The 16538-nt window shown below is 39.0% G+C and carries 22 protein-coding genes; 16 read left to right on the forward strand and 6 right to left on the reverse strand.

Annotated features, from left to right (window positions below; translation table 11 throughout):
* From B4C48_RS04745 to B4C48_RS04795, 11 genes are all read left to right on the forward strand, one after another.
* Positions 1 to 741: nicotinate-nucleotide--dimethylbenzimidazole phosphoribosyltransferase (locus B4C48_RS04745; RefSeq protein ID WP_291354460.1), on the forward strand; the 741-nt coding region annotated here is incomplete at its 5' end.
* 21 nt (positions 742 to 762) lie between these two features.
* Entirely contained in the window at positions 763 to 1380 is a 618-nt protein-coding gene (locus B4C48_RS04750; protein WP_291354461.1) for a histidine phosphatase family protein, read from the forward strand.
* Positions 1377 to 2123 carry an adenosylcobinamide-GDP ribazoletransferase gene (locus tag B4C48_RS04755; protein WP_291354462.1) on the forward strand — a complete coding sequence of 249 codons (747 nt, stop codon included), beginning with the start codon at positions 1377 to 1379 and terminating at the stop codon, positions 2121 to 2123. Before B4C48_RS04750 ends, B4C48_RS04755 begins: the two co-directional genes overlap by 4 nt.
* Positions 2124 to 2536: 413 nt before the next feature.
* Entirely contained in the window at positions 2537 to 3004 is a 468-nt protein-coding gene (locus tag B4C48_RS04760; protein ID WP_291354463.1) for a hypothetical protein, read from the forward strand.
* Between the two features lie 27 nt (positions 3005 to 3031).
* Entirely contained in the window at positions 3032 to 3508 is a 477-nt protein-coding gene (locus tag B4C48_RS04765; RefSeq protein ID WP_291354464.1) for a hypothetical protein, read from the forward strand.
* A gap of 32 nt (positions 3509 to 3540) precedes the next feature.
* Positions 3541 to 4020: a hypothetical protein gene (locus tag B4C48_RS04770; RefSeq protein WP_291354465.1), complete on the forward strand. Its 480-nt coding sequence runs from the start codon at positions 3541 to 3543 to the stop codon at positions 4018 to 4020.
* A gap of 36 nt (positions 4021 to 4056) precedes the next feature.
* Positions 4057 to 4524 (forward strand): hypothetical protein, encoded by a 468-nt coding sequence (locus B4C48_RS04775; protein ID WP_291354466.1) that lies wholly within the window; start codon positions 4057 to 4059, stop codon positions 4522 to 4524.
* A 27-nt stretch (positions 4525 to 4551) separates the two neighbouring features.
* A complete protein-coding gene (locus B4C48_RS04780; RefSeq protein ID WP_291354467.1) occupies positions 4552 to 5013 on the forward strand; it encodes a hypothetical protein in 462 nt (153 codons plus the stop codon).
* Between the two features lie 99 nt (positions 5014 to 5112).
* Positions 5113 to 5844 (forward strand): fimbrial biogenesis chaperone, encoded by a 732-nt coding sequence (locus B4C48_RS04785; RefSeq protein ID WP_291354468.1) that lies wholly within the window; start codon positions 5113 to 5115, stop codon positions 5842 to 5844.
* 5 nt (positions 5845 to 5849) lie between these two features.
* Entirely contained in the window at positions 5850 to 8192 is a 2343-nt protein-coding gene (locus B4C48_RS04790; RefSeq protein ID WP_291354469.1) for a fimbria/pilus outer membrane usher protein, read from the forward strand.
* Between the two features lie 8 nt (positions 8193 to 8200).
* Positions 8201 to 8644, forward strand: a complete 444-nt coding sequence (locus B4C48_RS04795; protein WP_291354470.1) for a hypothetical protein — start codon at positions 8201 to 8203, stop codon at positions 8642 to 8644.
* A 47-nt stretch (positions 8645 to 8691) separates the two neighbouring features.
* Here the strand turns inward: B4C48_RS04795 and B4C48_RS04800 are convergent, their stop codons facing one another.
* Both B4C48_RS04800 and B4C48_RS04805 read right to left on the reverse strand, forming a co-directional pair.
* On the reverse strand, positions 8692 to 9384 hold the full coding sequence (locus tag B4C48_RS04800) for an LrgB family protein (RefSeq protein ID WP_291354471.1): 693 nt from the start codon (positions 9382 to 9384) through the stop codon (positions 8692 to 8694).
* A 1-nt stretch (position 9385) separates the two neighbouring features.
* Entirely contained in the window at positions 9386 to 9820 is a 435-nt protein-coding gene (locus tag B4C48_RS04805; protein WP_291354472.1) for a CidA/LrgA family protein, read from the reverse strand.
* A 96-nt stretch (positions 9821 to 9916) separates the two neighbouring features.
* Here B4C48_RS04805 and B4C48_RS04810 point away from each other — a divergent pair, with 96 nt between their 5' ends.
* Positions 9917 to 10816, forward strand: a complete 900-nt coding sequence (locus B4C48_RS04810) for a LysR family transcriptional regulator (protein WP_291354473.1) — start codon at positions 9917 to 9919, stop codon at positions 10814 to 10816.
* Between the two features lie 219 nt (positions 10817 to 11035).
* Here the strand turns inward: B4C48_RS04810 and B4C48_RS04815 are convergent, their stop codons facing one another.
* The 4 genes from B4C48_RS04815 to tusD are packed head-to-tail and all read right to left on the reverse strand — an operon-like array spanning position 11036 to position 12426.
* A complete protein-coding gene (locus B4C48_RS04815; protein ID WP_291354545.1) occupies positions 11036 to 11347 on the reverse strand; it encodes a TusE/DsrC/DsvC family sulfur relay protein in 312 nt (103 codons plus the stop codon).
* A gap of 11 nt (positions 11348 to 11358) precedes the next feature.
* Entirely contained in the window at positions 11359 to 11643 is a 285-nt protein-coding gene (locus B4C48_RS04820) for a DsrH/TusB family sulfur metabolism protein (RefSeq protein WP_291354474.1), read from the reverse strand.
* 20 nt (positions 11644 to 11663) lie between these two features.
* Positions 11664 to 12014, reverse strand: a complete 351-nt coding sequence (locus B4C48_RS04825) for a hypothetical protein (protein ID WP_291354475.1) — start codon at positions 12012 to 12014, stop codon at positions 11664 to 11666.
* Between the two features lie 43 nt (positions 12015 to 12057).
* On the reverse strand, positions 12058 to 12426 hold the full coding sequence (gene tusD, locus B4C48_RS04830) for a sulfurtransferase complex subunit TusD (RefSeq protein WP_291354476.1): 369 nt from the start codon (positions 12424 to 12426) through the stop codon (positions 12058 to 12060).
* A 70-nt stretch (positions 12427 to 12496) separates the two neighbouring features.
* Between tusD and B4C48_RS04835 the strand changes: the two genes are divergently transcribed.
* The 4 genes from B4C48_RS04835 (at position 12497) to B4C48_RS04850 (ending at position 16509) form a co-directional block, all read left to right on the forward strand.
* Positions 12497 to 13504 (forward strand): SDR family NAD(P)-dependent oxidoreductase, encoded by a 1008-nt coding sequence (locus B4C48_RS04835; RefSeq protein WP_291354477.1) that lies wholly within the window; start codon positions 12497 to 12499, stop codon positions 13502 to 13504.
* Between the two features lie 132 nt (positions 13505 to 13636).
* Positions 13637 to 15031: a class II fumarate hydratase gene (gene fumC, locus B4C48_RS04840; protein ID WP_291354478.1), complete on the forward strand. Its 1395-nt coding sequence runs from the start codon at positions 13637 to 13639 to the stop codon at positions 15029 to 15031.
* Positions 15032 to 15132: 101 nt separating this feature from the next.
* A complete protein-coding gene (locus B4C48_RS04845; protein ID WP_291354479.1) occupies positions 15133 to 15624 on the forward strand; it encodes a hypothetical protein in 492 nt (163 codons plus the stop codon).
* A gap of 282 nt (positions 15625 to 15906) precedes the next feature.
* The gene (locus B4C48_RS04850; RefSeq protein WP_291354480.1) at positions 15907 to 16509 is read left to right on the forward strand and encodes a nitroreductase family protein; all 603 of its coding nucleotides are present in this window, start codon (positions 15907 to 15909) and stop codon (positions 16507 to 16509) included.
* The last annotated feature ends 29 nt before the right edge of the window (positions 16510 to 16538 follow it).

The following is a 16538-nucleotide window of genomic DNA, read 5'->3' on the forward strand; positions in this document are numbered from 1 at the left end:
AGACTGCAAGTGATTGACTGCGGTTCAGTCGGTGAGGCTTATGAATATGCAGGCGTTGAACGTCATTGCATTATTCCGGGTACAGCCAACTTTGCCAAACAGCCAGCCATGACTGAAGCGCAATGTATAGAAGCAATGAACCTGGGACGTAAAAGCGTAGAAGATGCTGTTGCTTATAGTGCTTCAATCTATGTCGCTGGAGAAATGGGCATTGGTAATACCTGTTCTGCTTCTGCAATCGCCTGTTTTTTACTGAATGAGCCTGCCGAGCAACTGACTGGTGTAGGTACAGGGATTCGTGAAGAACAGCTTAACCATAAGAAAAATGTCATTAACCAGGCGATTGCATTACACCAGGAGTATGTATGCAATGATGCATTTAAAGCTCTGTGCGCTGTGGGTGGACTGGAAGTGGCGGCAATGGTCGGTGCTTATATCCGCTGTGCGCAACTGGGTTTGCCTATGGTGGTAGATGGTTTTATTACTACAGCCTCTGCATTGGTAGCAGTACGATTAAATCCGGCTGTACGTGACTGGATGCTATTTGGACATCAGTCGGCAGAATATGGCCATCAGCGTTTATTGCAAGAAATGGATGCCAATCCTTTGCTGCAACTTAATTTGCGTCTAGGAGAAGGTAGCGGTGCAGGCGCTGCATTAGGGGTGATTAAACTGGCTTGTAGTCTGCATAACAATATGGCGACTTTTGCTGAAGCCGCCGTGACGGGTGAAAAAGTTTAATCCGTTTAGTTTGAGGAATGATTGAACATGTACAGGATTGATTTACTGCGCCATGGGGAAACGGAGCTGAGCCATACTTTGCGTGGCTCGACCGATGATACCCTGACGAATTCAGGCTGGCAGCAAATGCGTCACACGGTAGATCAATCCTTGAAAAATCATGCACCTATTCAACCTTGGGATGTGGTGTTTAGTTCACCTTTGCAGCGCTGTGCTTTATTTGCTGATGAGATTGCTACCAGTTTAAACCTTGAGCTCATTTTAAATCATAATTTGCAGGAAATGCATTTTGGCGATTGGGAGGCTGTTTCGACTCAAGAGATCTATGAGAAGCAGCCTGCATTGTTGGCACAGTTCTGGGAAAAGCCGACTCAATTTAGTCCACCAAATGCAGAAAGCGTACAGCAGTTTCAGCAACGTATTTTAAATGCGTTGCAACAGATTCAGGGTTTCATGCAGCAAAATAACTATGCACATACAATGGTGATCACGCATGGCGGGGTGATTAAGCTTTTAAAATGTCTGGCTATGCAACAGCCTCTTGATGATATTTTAAAAATGTCAGCCGAATTGGGACAATTCAATCATTTTATTCTGCATGAGGATTTAAGCATTGAATATGTGGAGCAATCAGCATGATGCCTTTTCTTATTGCACTGCAGTTTTTAACAACCTTTCCGGTTCATTTAAAACAGATGCCAAGCAAACAGCAAAATGCTCAATCGTTGCTGTTTTATCCTGTGGTTGGATTGATGATTGGATTGACGCTGTTTGCTATTGCCATCAGCCTAAAAGCCATTCCAATCATTTTATTGAGCAGCTTAATTTTAGTGGTGTGGATCTGGCTAACTGGCGGTTTGCATCTGGATGGCTTGGCGGATACAGCAGATGCCTGGGTAGGCGGTTTTGGCGACCAAGAACGCACCTTAAAAATTATGAAAGACCCCAGCTGCGGGCCAATTGGCGTGCTCAGCCTGATTATTCTGTGCCTGCTGAAATGGTCAGCCCTTTATGTTTTATTGCAACAGCAATTCTATTCAGCCCTGATTTTATTTCCGTTATTGGCCCGTTTAGCGCCGTTATTTTTATTTTTAACGACTAATTATGTGCGTGAAAAAGGTTTAGGCTCTTCAATTGCAGAATTTATTCCGAAAACTGCTGCCGTTATGGTATGTGCATTATGTTTGCTTGCATCGGTCTATTGGGGATGGGCGGGAATCATTTGTGCCATATTGATGACAGGTACCTTGCTTTATTTAAGACATAAATTTATCAAGCGTATTGGAGGAATTACCGGTGATACGGTAGGGGCGAGTATTGAAATTTGCGAGACGGTGGGTCTACTCATTTTTGTGATCAGTCTATTTTATTCTGTTCAATGATAACGTTCTTATATTTGATGAAAAATTTTCATAAAATTTCTCACGTATAATTAAATACTTTCTAAACGATAAATATAATATAAAAATACATAAAATAATTAGATAATAAATTAAGTGAAAAGTATTTTATTCATGAGTTAAGTATTAATAATGCCGCGAAAATAATACTAATTTAAAAAACTTAATCAAAAAATAAAAAATAAGATTTATTGTTTTTTTTATGTAATTTATTTTTATGTATATATTTGAAATAAAATAAAAAATTTAATAAGCAGTGGTTTTTATTTGTATTTTTACATTGTCTTTTTGTTATAAAAATACCTATTTATAGTGATATGAATCTCTTTTTATTTGGCATTTAATCGCGAGTAATCATTTTGATTAAATACGTGGTGCTGATGAAGAGTGGCAGTATGAAATTTTCCAACATTTTATTGATGCCTATTCTCTTGCATTTTTCAGGAAATATTTATGCGGCAAACCAAACTTATTCAGTTGATGTAATCACAACTATTCCTGTGAGTTGTCAATTTTCAAATGTCAGTCCACAAATCATTGTTTCTGAAAAGGGTGGTGTTTCTACAGGAAGTTTTGGTTTGAATTGCAATAAGCAATTTGATCTGAAATTCAGTGCCAAGTCTCTGGAGGAAGGTGGGGGATCTACTTCAGTGAAAGCTGACAATGGAGTGAAGTTGAATACTGTCATCAAGCTTAAGTTTATGGGAAATGACTATGTATTGGATGGGGTGAAACAGATTCGTGCATTAGATCCATCTAGTTCAGAAACAGGAACCATCAGTATAAACCTTGCAAATTCAATTACTCCAGCTACACCTGCTGGAGTGTATCGCGACATTTTGTATTTAGAAGCAACTTTTTAATTACTCATTTTATGAGCGAGAAAAACAATGAAAACATTCACAAAATTTGCTGTGTTCGCAGCAATGCTAGTGGGGAGTGGCTTGACTCAAGCCGCAACAACTACAGCCAGTATTCCTATGGGAGTGGACGTTCCTAAAAGCTGTACATTTTCCAATGTAAGTGCAGGAATTATTATTCCTGAAGATGGAACTAAAGCAAGAGGCTCATTTACGCTGATGTGTAATACAGGTTCTTTTTCAGTTGAATATGCAGCGAATTCCCATGCAAATGGTTCAACAAGTCTAACAAGTACAAATGGGAAAAAACTAAACACGCTTATGAATATTTCTCGTGTTGATTGGGAGCCGGGATTTCCATTTAATGGTTCAGGTTCGGTTGGTTACGGTGGTTTCTATGGAATACCGGTAAATGGTTTTTTTGAAGTCGGTCTGCAAAGCCCAATCACTGCAACAACTGAAGCAGGCGTATATACCGATACTTTAAATATGAATGTGACGTATTAATTTTTAATAAAAAAAGCCAAGAGAACAATCTTATGAATATATTCATAAAATCTGCTGCAATTTTAACAGTCTTATTGGGGAGTGGCTTGACTCAAGCTGCGAATAATACAGCCAGCATTCCTATGGGAGTAGAAGTTCCTAAAAGTTGTTCATTTTCAAATGTCAGTGCAGGAATAGTACTTCCAGAAGATGGTAGCGAAGCTCAAGGTTCTTTCAATCATACTTGCAATATAGATGGAGGATTTAATGTTACTTATTCCCTCGATTCAAGAAGTATTGGTAGCCCAAAAGTAAAAAATATAGATGGTATTAGCCTTCCAATAACAGCACGTATCAAAAGTGAATGTTGTGATTTGTCCTTAGATAATGGTTCACAAACTATTAATTTTTACTACAGCTTTTTGAGTCGACCAGTATTGGGAGTGGTTACAGCAAAATTAATTACTCCAACCACAGCAACCACCCCCGCTGGTGTGTATACAGACACATTCCGTGTCAATGTCAATTATTAGTTTTCACTTCAACTTAAAAACAAACGAGAAAAAATTATGAAAACATTAACAAAAATAGCTTTAATAACAGTTGCAGCTTTATCTAGCGCTTTAACTCAAGCTGCGACCACTTCTGCAAGCATTCCTGTTAGCCTGACAATTACAAAAAAATGTACCATCAGTGATGTAGTTACCAATATTGTCATTCCAAATGATACAACAAGTGGTACAGGCAGTTTTAAAGTAACTTGCAATACCCCGTATAGCATTAGCACAAGTACTTCAAATACTACAAATGCAACAACATTTGTAAAATCCACTACAAATGCAAGCCATACATTAAATACCAATATTACGGTTGATTTGAATGGTGCGGCTGTACCGGTAAACGTAGGTACACCGTTGGCTAAACCAGGTTTAGTAGTAGATACCTATAATGTAAATGCTGCACTGGTAGCTGCGGTGGTCGCAACTACACCTGCAGGTACATATAACGATACTTTAAATATTAGTGTGGATTACTAAATTTAAATTTTCATGGAGAATAAAATCATGAAAAAACTATTTTTAGCCTTAACAACATTAATGCTTGCTGCTCCAGTTTTTGCTGCAACAGCAACTTCATCTATTCCGATGAGTGTTGAAATTGCCAAGCAATGTACTTTTTCCAATGTTGGGTCTGAAATTATTCTTAAGGAAGATGGCTCAGATACGACTGCAGGTTATACAGTAACGTGTAATACTCCATATAGTATTTTTACTGATAATGCAAAATGGTACCAGGGTTGGTATTCGTATATTTCAAATGCTCAGAATGAGTGGTTAAAAACTGGTGTAGGCACTCGTGCAGTTCGCGATAATGCGTTAGTTACCTTACATACAGGAACACCACTTGCTAGACCTGGTTATTCTGTAGATGACTATGAGGTTAGGATTCATGTTTCGACGCCTATCACGGCAACCACGCGTGCAGGTGTATATACAGATACTTATTTAGTAAGTGTATATTATTAATTTATAAAATAAAAAATGCATAAAAGGTAATTCATTTATCTTTTATGCTTGTTTCATTGTGAATAACAAATAAATTTTAAAACTTGGGGTGAAATAAATATGAAAACTGTAAAAAATAAAAACGGTTTTTTATTTGCATTATTAACGTTAATAGCACCGGTAGCACATGCAGATCTCACCATTTCACCCGTTCAATTATATATTTCTGGTGTACAGCAACAACGTAGTACTACTGCAAATTTAAATACCAAAGGTGAAAAAACAGATCGTACCTATGAAGTCAGTGTATTTCGTTGGTCTCAGGATGAACAGGGAAATGATATTTTAACCCCTGATACTGAGTTAGTGGTAAATCCCAAGGCTCTTATTTTAAAACCCGACAGTAATAAAGTGATTCGTTTCGGATTTCGTCAATCTATTGAAGCCATGAATTTAAAACAAGAAGCCACTTGGCGGGTGAAATTCATCGAAATTCCATCAGCACTACAAAAAACAGGCATGAGTATTGCGTTGAACTTTAGTGTTCCTGTATTTGTAGGTAATGGCTTTCAACCTGACATGTCTTTTCATTTTGTTAAAGACTCAAAAAACAATACTGTTCTCGTGGCTAAAAACAATGGTAAAGCACATTTTCAAATGACTAAATTTAGTCTTCAAGATGTATCAGGCAAAGTATTAAAAGATGTAGATATGATGAAATATGTTTTGCCAGATCGTCAAATTTCTATTCCTTTGGATGGTTTTCATCCTGCCTCTTTAAAACAATTAAAGTTTGTTATGGCATCTGCTAACTCAAAAAAATCCGTTATTTATGATATTTCGGAGCAATAGCGTATATGGGTAAACCCAAATATAATCTGATATTCCTTGCGCTTTTGCTTATGGTTCGACCCGCTCACGCATCAGCAAATGCAGTGCCGGGGGCTGAACATAACGAAGACATACAGCAAGATGCAATTCTTGGATTATGGATCAATGGCATAGATCAACAGCAAGATGCTGTACTGACAGTAGTAGAGCAAAAAAAATATATTGAATGTAGTGTTTTACAAGCTAATTTTATGGATATTGCCAAGTTTCAGCAAATCAACCAAATGGGAATCCCATATTGTCTTATTTCTGAAGCTGATATTAACGTCGTTGAGGATATAGATTCACAATTGCTTAAAGTGAATATTCCGACCCATTATATGCAAGGTCAACATATCCAGAATGCTGAAATGCAACTTCCAGAATTACCAGGTTTAGGCGGATTTTTAAATTACGATGCCTTTTATCAACAGGGTGACTATTCCAAACAAGCCAATGTAGTGGCTGACTTAGGTCTATTTTGGAAAAATACATTTTTTAATCATAGTCATATTTTTCGCAAAAATTATCAAAATGGCGATAATGAAAACTTTCAGAACAGTACCCGATTAAATACCTCTTTAATCTTTGAGTTTCCGAAAAAATTAACCACTTTGCAATTGGGGGATAATGTCAGTACCAATACCGGATTGTCCCAGTCATATTATTTTGGTGGTTTTCGTTGGGGTACTAATTTCACGTCACGGCCAGATTTTGTCTATTGGAATACGCCGTCATTCAAGGGTAGTGCACTGGTTCCTTCTACTATTGACTTAATTATTAATGGTAATAAAGCCTATAACTCAAAAATAAACCCCGGTGAATTTAATATTGATAGCAATATTAACTTTCGCGGTTTAGGCAGTGCAGAAATGGTGGTGCAGGATATTATGGGCAATAAGACGGTACAGAATATTCCCATTTTTGTGAGTGAACGCTTATTAAAGCAAGGTCTGACAGATTATAGTCTTTCAAGTGGCAAGTTACGCTATAACTATAGTGAACAAAGTGATGATTATCGGGAATGGTTTGGAAGCGCTTATTACCGGCGTGGCATCACAGATAAAACGACTTTGGGCACCGTCATGGATTATAGCCATGACTTAAAAAGTACAGGATTATTGTGGAGCCAGTATTTATATAAATTAGGTTTATTTGAACTGAACTCTGCTTATAGCCATGCAGAAAAAGGTGATGGTTATACGGTCAGTACAGAATTTAAAAGAGATAAAGAAAAATACAGTCTGGGTTTAAAGACACAATATTACAGTCCCAAATTTCTCATGTTAGGTATGGAAGATATCAAGGATCAATTTCTACCTGAGCGGGAAAGCTTAATTTATATATCTAAATCGGGTATTCCTGTTTTAGGGAATTTATCTTTTAGTTATGTCGAACAGAATTATAGAAAAGCGACCGAGCGTGATGATCAACGTATTTTTACCCTGCGTTCCAGCCGCAGTTTATTTGACAATTTAAGCATGTCTGTTGGGTTTAGTTATGATGCAGGCGATCAAAATGATCATCGTGTCGATTTATCACTCAGTTATCGTTTTGACGATAAACATGCTGCATATTTTAATCAGACCGATTCAGATTCGAGCAATCTGACTTTTGTTAAAAATACCTCACAGGCCGTTGGCATGGATTATGCGATCGGGGCTGGACGAGCGAATGAGCAATACACTGGAAATGTGGCGACACGTCTTAAAACGCAAGTAGGTGATTTAGATTTACAGTATTTACAGACTGGAAGTAACAACAGTTATAGTGCGACTTTCCATGGCGCATTGACCTGGCTGGGGCGAAGTGTGGATTTAACCAAATCGGTCAATAATGGTTTTTCTTTGGTCAAAGTAACCGATAGTCCACAAGTCGATGTATATCGTAATGATTTATTGATTGGTAAAACCAACAAGTACGGCGAAATATTTGTGCATGATTTAATTGCATATACCAATCAACATCTTTCATTTAATGAAAATCAACTGCAAATTGAAGACAAGGTAAGCATATCGCGTAAAACCATTATGCCATTGAACAGACGTGGCTATATTGTGGAATTTCCAGTGCTGCATACACGAGAAGCCAGCTTTAAACTGGTCAATGCACAGGGGCAAAGTTTGGCTCAAGGCAGTCAGGTGACAGTCGATGGAAATAAGGAAGATATTTATCCCATCACGAGTGATGACATTGTGACCATTTATGGTTTAACCAATGGGCAACATCGTTTAGACGTTCAAATTTCAGCAACTGAATCATGCCAAGTTACTTTAGATTTAACAGCGGATGAATCCAGTGATACGTCACGAACTTTAGTCTGTAAATAGGTGAGCACATGAAATCGATAATCTTGAAAATTTTAGCGAGTAGCGTTTTTTATTTCATGTGTTCGCAGGCTTTTGCTGTATGTACCATTTCCGATACTGGCTCAGGAACCATACGGCTTCAACCTACCACGCGAAGTACATCGACTATACAACTCGATATTAAATGTGATGATGAATTTAATATCAGTTTTAGTAGCCAGAATTTAGTGGATGCAAGTGGCAACAGCACATTAAAAAATGAATCTGCCGCAGCATTTACAAAGTTAAAGACCTCCATTCCAGTCCGCTATGACTTGTCTGGCGATGCCGGTTCCCAGTGGCGGCTCATAATAAATCAGAAAAAAAAGGCTAAGCATAGCTATCTTATCATTGCCAATTTGGGAACTGTGAATCTGGCCAGTTTGGCTGCGGGGGATTATAAAGATCGCATTGCGGTTTCGATTGATTATTAATCAAATGATAATTTCAGGACATGGAATGATTCATATCCTGAAATATTTTAGAGAAATTTAACCAGGAAATGAATAATACCCGGTCCCAGCAGCACCATAAATACTCCTGCAAGCACCATGGTCAAGCACGCCACCACACCTTCTTCGCGATGACGCATAAAGGCTTTACTGGTGCCAAAACCATGGGCTGCATTGCCAAAAGACGCGCCTTGAGCAAAGCGTGAATTCAGCTTCAGGGCAAGTAGCAGCACATCACCCATCGCTACACCGGCAATCCCGGTAATCATGGTAAATAAAATCACCAATTCAACCGAACCACCTATGTTGGAGGTGAGTTCCATGGCAAAAGGTGTGGAAATAGAACGAGCCATCAAACTGTAAGATGTGGCTTGGTCAAAATGAAATAATTTTGCCAGATAAAATGCGCTGATCACACCGACAATCATGCCTACCACAATTCCTAAACTAATCGACAGGGCATGTTGCTGAATGACTTTACGATATTCATAAATAGGGATGGCAAAGGCAATGGTTGCTGGTCCTAACATCCAGATCAGCCACTGATTTTCTACCATATAGGTGTCATAGGAAATATTGAAGAGCAGCATCAATATCACCACGATAAAGGGAACAAAAATACCCGGTGCTAACAGCATGTAGGGATATTTTTTATGCAGTTTTTTAGCTCCTACATAACAGATGAAGGTCCCGATAAAACACATAAATGCAGTCAGGTTCATGTTATTTTCCCTGCTCTAATAGGTGTTGGGCAGGTGATTTATGCTTTAAACGAGCTTCCAGCTTAAACCCGAAATATACGCTATAAGCTGTAGCTACCATCACCAAAAAAGTGCCGATCACGACCGATAAAACCAGTTGCCAGCCTTGAGTCAAAAGCAGGTCCTTATATTTAATAATGCCAACCACACAGGGAATAAATAACAACACCAGTTCACTCAGAATAAAATCTGAACCGGTCTTGATCCATTGCAGTTTAAATAGGCCACTCAGTAAAGCGATTAAAACCAGTAATAGACCAATAACCCCGGCAGAAACCGGTAAATTGAGCGCTCGTTGTATGAGTGAGGAAATCCACCAGATGAAGATGAGCAGACTGAGCTGTGAAATAATCTTGGCAATATAAATTAATTTTGGAACAAGTGAAGAGGTAGACATAATCAGGAGATATCAAAACTTGAAGGTATTTTAAATTTGACCCTATGTTTATATTATGAATAATAAAAAAAAGATTATGCTGAAATGGAATGATCATTGGATATTAAGAGTCTAAGCATGTTCGTTAAAATTGTGCAATTGCAAAGTTTTACCCGAACAGCTGAGGAAATGTGTGTAACCCAACCCACCATCAGTAAAGCCATATATCACTTGGAACAGGAAATTGGTGTGCCTTTATTTCATAAGGGAGAAGCCGGACGTAAAAGGGATGTCAGCTTAACGTATACGGGTGAACAGGTGTATCAACATGCCTTGACCATACTTGAACAACAGCAGCAGATCTTTGCAACTGTGAATAAAATCAAGCAGCTAAAACAGGGAAAATTAACTTTAGGCTTACCACCCTTAGGTTCTGTTTTGCTCAGTAGTTTAATTGCCAAATTTCACAAGCAATATCCAGATATAGAATTAAGCTTTCTGGAGGTGGGTGCCTCTGCAATTGAAGAAGCCATTTTGGCGAAAAAAGTCGATGTCGGCATTTTACTGGGACATTTAAAACCGGTACTCAGCGGTATTCCCATTATGGATTCACCCATGTGCTTACTGTCACGCAAAGAAACCCAGTGGAAAGCTAAAAAAACCGTTCAATTGATTGAATTAAAAGAAGAGTCATTTTTATTATATGACGATTCCTTCAGTTTAAATAACATGATTATTCAGGCAGCTAATCATGCAGGTTTTGAACCCAAGGTAATCTGTAAAAGCAGCCAGTGGGACTTCATTGCCAAAATGGTCGAATCGGATGTCGGGATCGCATTATTACCGAAAATCTATTGTGAACAGCTGGATCAGACAAAATATAACGTGAGCGTGCTAGAAAGCCCAAATCTGAACTGGACATTGAGCATGGCGTGGAATACCACGGTTGCAATGAATCCTGCCACGCGGGCATGGCTGAAAATTATTGAGCAAAATCAGGATAAAATTCATTTTTAAAAGAGGATGTTTTTAAAAAAATCCTCCCTGTAGAACGCCAAGAACGTTAAGTAGTTCCTCTAACTGAAAAAGGTTCAGAGCTTATCCAATTTTAAGGACTATGGCACATTGGGAAGATTAGTGGATGAATGAAGCTTTAGGTCAGCCGTTCATTTAGGCAACATTATTTCAACTATCTAAAACGATATAAATAACATCCTGGGAATTTATCCACCGAACTTATAGACAATTCGGCGGTTTAGGAATGCCTGCCAGACGACTTAAATGACGTGCCACCAGACCGGTATTAAACTGGTCTTGCAAGACGGCATTATTGATATCGGCACTGACGGTTTTCATCAGAAATTTGATCAGTGGACGAGTGGCAGGTGAATGCCCGAACTGTTGATAGAACTGGCGTACGGCATGTAAAACTTCAAAATGCCACGCTGTAAGTTGCAGCTCCAGAGAATTTGCCAGTTCTTGAGCCACTTGTTCATTCCAGATGGTGTAATCGACTAAGTGACCGTCTTGATCGAGTTCTAGATTCATCATTAATCTCATTAATTCATGCGAATACAGCGGGTATAGTTCAGGCAAATATCTGCGAATTCTGCATAAGAAATCACTTGTAAATTTTCGGTTTTTTGGCCTGCGAGAATTTCCGCATCGGTGTCCAGTACATAGATATTGTTTAATTGTTGCAGGAATGGATGCGACAGTTGTAAGACCGATTCACCCATCAGCACAATCGTATCTTCAGGGCTATGAACCTGTTGCAATTTTGCCAGTACAGACGGAGTTGCTGAGAAAGTACTTTGTACCAAATATAAGCTTTTATTCGACATAATCAGTTTACTCTTCAACTTTACCAGTACAGTACAAAATCAAAACTTTGAATAAAATCAGCATTTAACTCAACAAATTCAATATCCTGTTGAGCATTGGTCACAAAGTGTGAGTTTTGATGTCTATTTTCGACCAAAATTGGACTAAGATCATAAAATTCAAAGCTATCGACCATATTGGATGCCACTTTAAAAGCATGCTTGAGTTGCTCAAATTGCAGTTCGGCATTGAGTAAACTTAAGGCGGCATCTTGCAGTAAGACTTTCACTTCACAGCCAAAAGTTGCCAGTACCATCGTGGCAGACAGGCTTTCGTGCACTTGCAGATTGGCCAGATTAGCTTGGGTTAAAATAACGAGTACAGATTTCACACAATTTACCTTTTAAAAGCAACAATGACCAAAAAATATCGCCTTAGAATTGAATCAGACGTTGTGTTGATTGCACTGCATCGGCGAGTTCACCCAGGCCAACCAGTTCAAAGCCTTGTGCAAGATTGTGTTGGCTAATTTGATGTCGTTTCGCATTTTCCTCATCGCTAATACCACGGGCCAAAGCAGCACTGACACATACCGGTAAACGAATTGCCAGTTTCTGCCATTCTTCAGTCAAGTTACGCTGATCATCCGGAACCCATTGCAAGGCATTCGCAACATTTACACCGTCTTGATAGAAGAACACGCGAAATGCCTGGTTTTTAGCGTGTAAAGCCTGAGCCAGACCCAAGGCATGCCAGGCATAGATTGAGGTTGGAGCAGAGGTAATTAGTAATAAGGTACTCATCGAACTTCACTTGAGGAATGCCCAATCGATATTGATGCATCCGAACTTCATAAGAAAAGGGTAGTATACAATGATTTTAGTGACTGGTGGTTTAGGCTTTATAGGCTCACATATTGCGTTAAGCCTGATGGCTCATGGACAAGAGGTCATCATTGTCGATAATTTATCCAATGCAACTTTACAAACCTTAGAACGACTTGAATACATTTCCGGCATGTATGTGCCTTTTGTCAAAATTGATATCCGAAATACCCCAGCTTTAAACAAAGTTTTTGAACAATATTCTGTAGAAGCGGTCATTCATACCGCCGGTTTTAAATCGATAGAAGAATCCGTACTTAAACCGCTGGAATATTATAACGACAATGTTAGCTGTATTATGAGTCTGCTGCGTGCCATGCAGCGTACCGGCATTCGTACCTTAATTCACTTATCCAGTTTGGCGGTCTATGGTCAGTCAAGTTTAATCCTGACTGAAGATCTTCCTTTTAACTATTCTTATCCCAATCCCTACGTGAAGTCACAGCAAATGACGGAAGAAATCATCCGCGATACCGCTTTGACCGACAGTGAATGGAAAATTGCCATTTTAAGGTTGTGCAATATAGCGGGTGCATTTGAACATGGTGTGCTGGGGGAGTTTGTTGCGCCATTGCCGAAAAATATTATTCCTCTGGCTTTACAGGTTGCGGCGAGGAAACGTGAATATATTGAGCTGCGTCAGCAGGCACAAACTCTAGATCGTACCGTTGAACGTAGCTTTTTGCATGTATTGGATTGCTGTGATGCCATTTTTGCTTCTCTACAATGGTTAAGGACTCAGCCTTATACCTGTGATGCTTTTAATATTGCCGGGCAGAATATATCTATTCGAGCTTTACTCAGTGAAGTGGCAAAAGTCACCCAGGTAGAAATGAAAACGGTCGATGCGCCGTTTTATGCCTATGCTGAACTTGATCAGGTGGGGGCGACCTCAGGAAAAGCCCATGAAATTTTAAAATGGCAACCTAAGCGCAGCATTACCCAAATTATTGAGGATGCGTGGCGTTTTTATCAGCAAACGCTTAAGGGAAATTAAGACAAGATGAATTTAAAAATATATGAAAATAATTATCATTTACAATTAAAAGATGTTTGATTAAGATCATTAAATATGTCAAAACTGATGAATTGGCTTAAGTAACAAAACTACATGGATATGAGGTAGAGCATGCAAACACGTATTGAACATGACACTATGGGCGATGTAGAAGTTCCGAGTGAAGCAATGTGGGGTGCGCAAACACAGCGTAGTTTGCAAAACTTTAAAATTGGTCAGGAACGTTTACCACGAGCGATGATTCGGGCGATGGGTCTGGTCAAAAAATCCGCTGCTATTACCAATGCCGAATTAGATCAAATTCCGCATGAACTGTCACATTATATTGTGGGTGCAGCAGAAGAGGTGATTGCCGGGAAGTGGGATAGTCAATTTCCACTGGTGGTGTGGCAAACTGGTTCAGGTACGCAAAGCAATATGAACTGTAATGAAGTGATTGCCAATATTGCCAACCAGAAACTGGGCAATCCTTTGGGTTCGCAAAAGCCGGTCCATCCTAATGACCATGTTAATCGTGCACAATCGACCAATGACTCTTTTCCAACGACCATTCATGTAGCAGCAAGCTTACAAATCAATGAATTGCTGATTCCTGCGGTACAACGTTTACGCGATACTTTAGCGGATAAATCTCAAGCGTTTTCAGACATTGTCAAAATAGGCCGTACCCATTTACAGGACGCAACACCGTTAACGCTCGGGCAAGAATTTAGTGGATATGTATCACAATTGGATCATGCCTTAAAACGTCTGCATTATGCTTTATTGGGTTTATATGAATTGCCTTTGGGAGGTACAGCAGTCGGAACAGGCTTAAATGCACATCCTGAATATGCCGTAAAAGCGGCAGCACAATTGGCTACATTAACCGGTTTGCCATTTGTGACGGCTCCTAACAAATTTGAAGCTTTGGCGGCACGCGACGCGGCAGTATTTGCCTCTGGTGCCTTAAAAACTTTGGCAGCGAGTTTGAATAAAATTGCCAATGATATTCGCTGGCTGGCCAGTGGTCCGCGTTGCGGTTTTGGGGAAATCCGTATTCCTGAAAATGAGCCGGGTTCAAGCATTATGCCGGGCAAGGTCAATCCGACCCAAAGTGAAGCCATGACCATGGTGGTGGCGCAAGTGCTAGGTAATGATACAACCATTAATGTTGCCGGAGCTTCAGGAAACTTTGAGCTGAATGTATTCATGCCGGTCATTGCATTTAACCTGTTGCAATCGATTCAACTGTTAGGCGATGCCTGTAACAGCTTCAATGATCATTGCGCCGTTGGCATTGAGCCAAACCGGGAAAAAATTGATCATTTCTTGCATAACTCACTGATGTTAGTCACTGCTTTAAATCCGGTGATTGGTTATGAAAACGCTGCCAAAGTGGCAAAAACAGCTTATAAGGAAGGCAAAACCTTAAAACAGGTCGCAGTCGAATTGAATCTGGTTACTGCTGAACAGTTTGATGCGGTGGTAATTCCTGAAAATATGGTTTCACCTAACGTGAAATAGGCAGCTAAAGGCTGGAACAGCTATCAATTGAACATCAGTGGTTTTTATCTGGGGCATATATGCGTACAATATACGAAGAAATTAACTGCTGATGATTGATTATGCTTGATGTTTATTTAACAGATGTTCAGAAAAAGGTGCAATTTAAGGATTATCCGGGTGAGCATCCTGTTAAATTTATTTTGAATTTTAAAAAGATTTTTCCGAGTGTGATGGAATTATTGCTTCCGGTTCTGCCGAGCGATGAAAATCTGGATGAAATGACCTGGGAATCGACCACTGAAGATTTTGAATTATTCAAATTATTACTCAGCGGCTGGGGCGTGATTGAATTACGTTTAAATGCGATTTCTCAATTTAAAAATAAAAACTATGCCGATCAGCTGGTGAAAACTGCACAGCAAAAGCGTAAAGAATTTGCTAAAGCCCAAAAAACCCTAAAAACAGTTGAACTAGATTATTTGTTTATGCACGAAATTCATGCACTGATTGATGCAGAACTGGTTGAAATTGGTGAGAAATTCTATTTGCCAACACTGCGTGATTTATGGAAGCACAAAGTTCCGCAAAATGTATTGAATGCTAAATTTTAGAGCAGTCTAAAATACAATCATAATCCTCCATATATTGGGGGATTTTTTATGACTGTTTTATAAATAAAAAGACGGATTTAAATGAGCTATCCGTTTCTATATAAAAAATTAAAGATTTAATTATCAATAAAATGTACTAGAAATTGGAATTATTATTGCATATGGTAAGACAGCAACAAATTTTCCTCAGTATTGTTATAAAAGTTGATATTTCACATTTTATTAACAGTCAAAGGGTGTTGTATCAAATCTTCCCGAAGAAATATTATAGGATTTCATTCAATGTCGAATCAGTTTTTAGATTTAATTAATAAACGCCGTACCATTTATGCGGTGGGTAAAAATGTAGAGCAAAGCCCAGAATATTTAACTGATTTGATTAAGCATGCGATTAAGCAAAGTCCGTCATCTTTTAACTCACAATCTTCACGTGCCGTGATTCTGTTTAATGCCGAGCATGAAAAATTTTGGGATTTTGTCAAAGAAAAACTGAAGTCTTATGCCAAAGATGAAGAAAGTGCGGCAAAAACCAGTGCCAAAATGGACAGCTTTGCAGCAGGTGTGGGTACAGTTTTATTTTTTGAAGATATGGATGTGATTAAAGGTCTGCAAGAGCAGTTTCCATCTTATGCAGAAAATTTCCCAGTCTGGGCAGAGCACTCAACAGCCATTGCCCAGTTTGCGACCTGGACAGCGTTACATACAGAAGGCCTGGGTGCTTCACTTCAGCATTACAACCCGATTGTCGATGAACAGGTGCATGCAGAATGGGATATTCCAGCTTCATGGAAACTGCGTGCCCAACTGGTCTTTGGTTCAGTAGAAGGCGAAGCCAAAGAAAAAGCTTATATGGATGATGCAGTCCGTTTTAAAGTATTTAAGTAATTCATAATCTTACGAAATCCCCCTTTATG

The sequence above is a fragment of the Acinetobacter sp. UBA3106 genome (assembly GCA_002365595.1).
In the GTDB taxonomy this organism is placed as follows: domain Bacteria; phylum Pseudomonadota; class Gammaproteobacteria; order Pseudomonadales; family Moraxellaceae; genus Acinetobacter.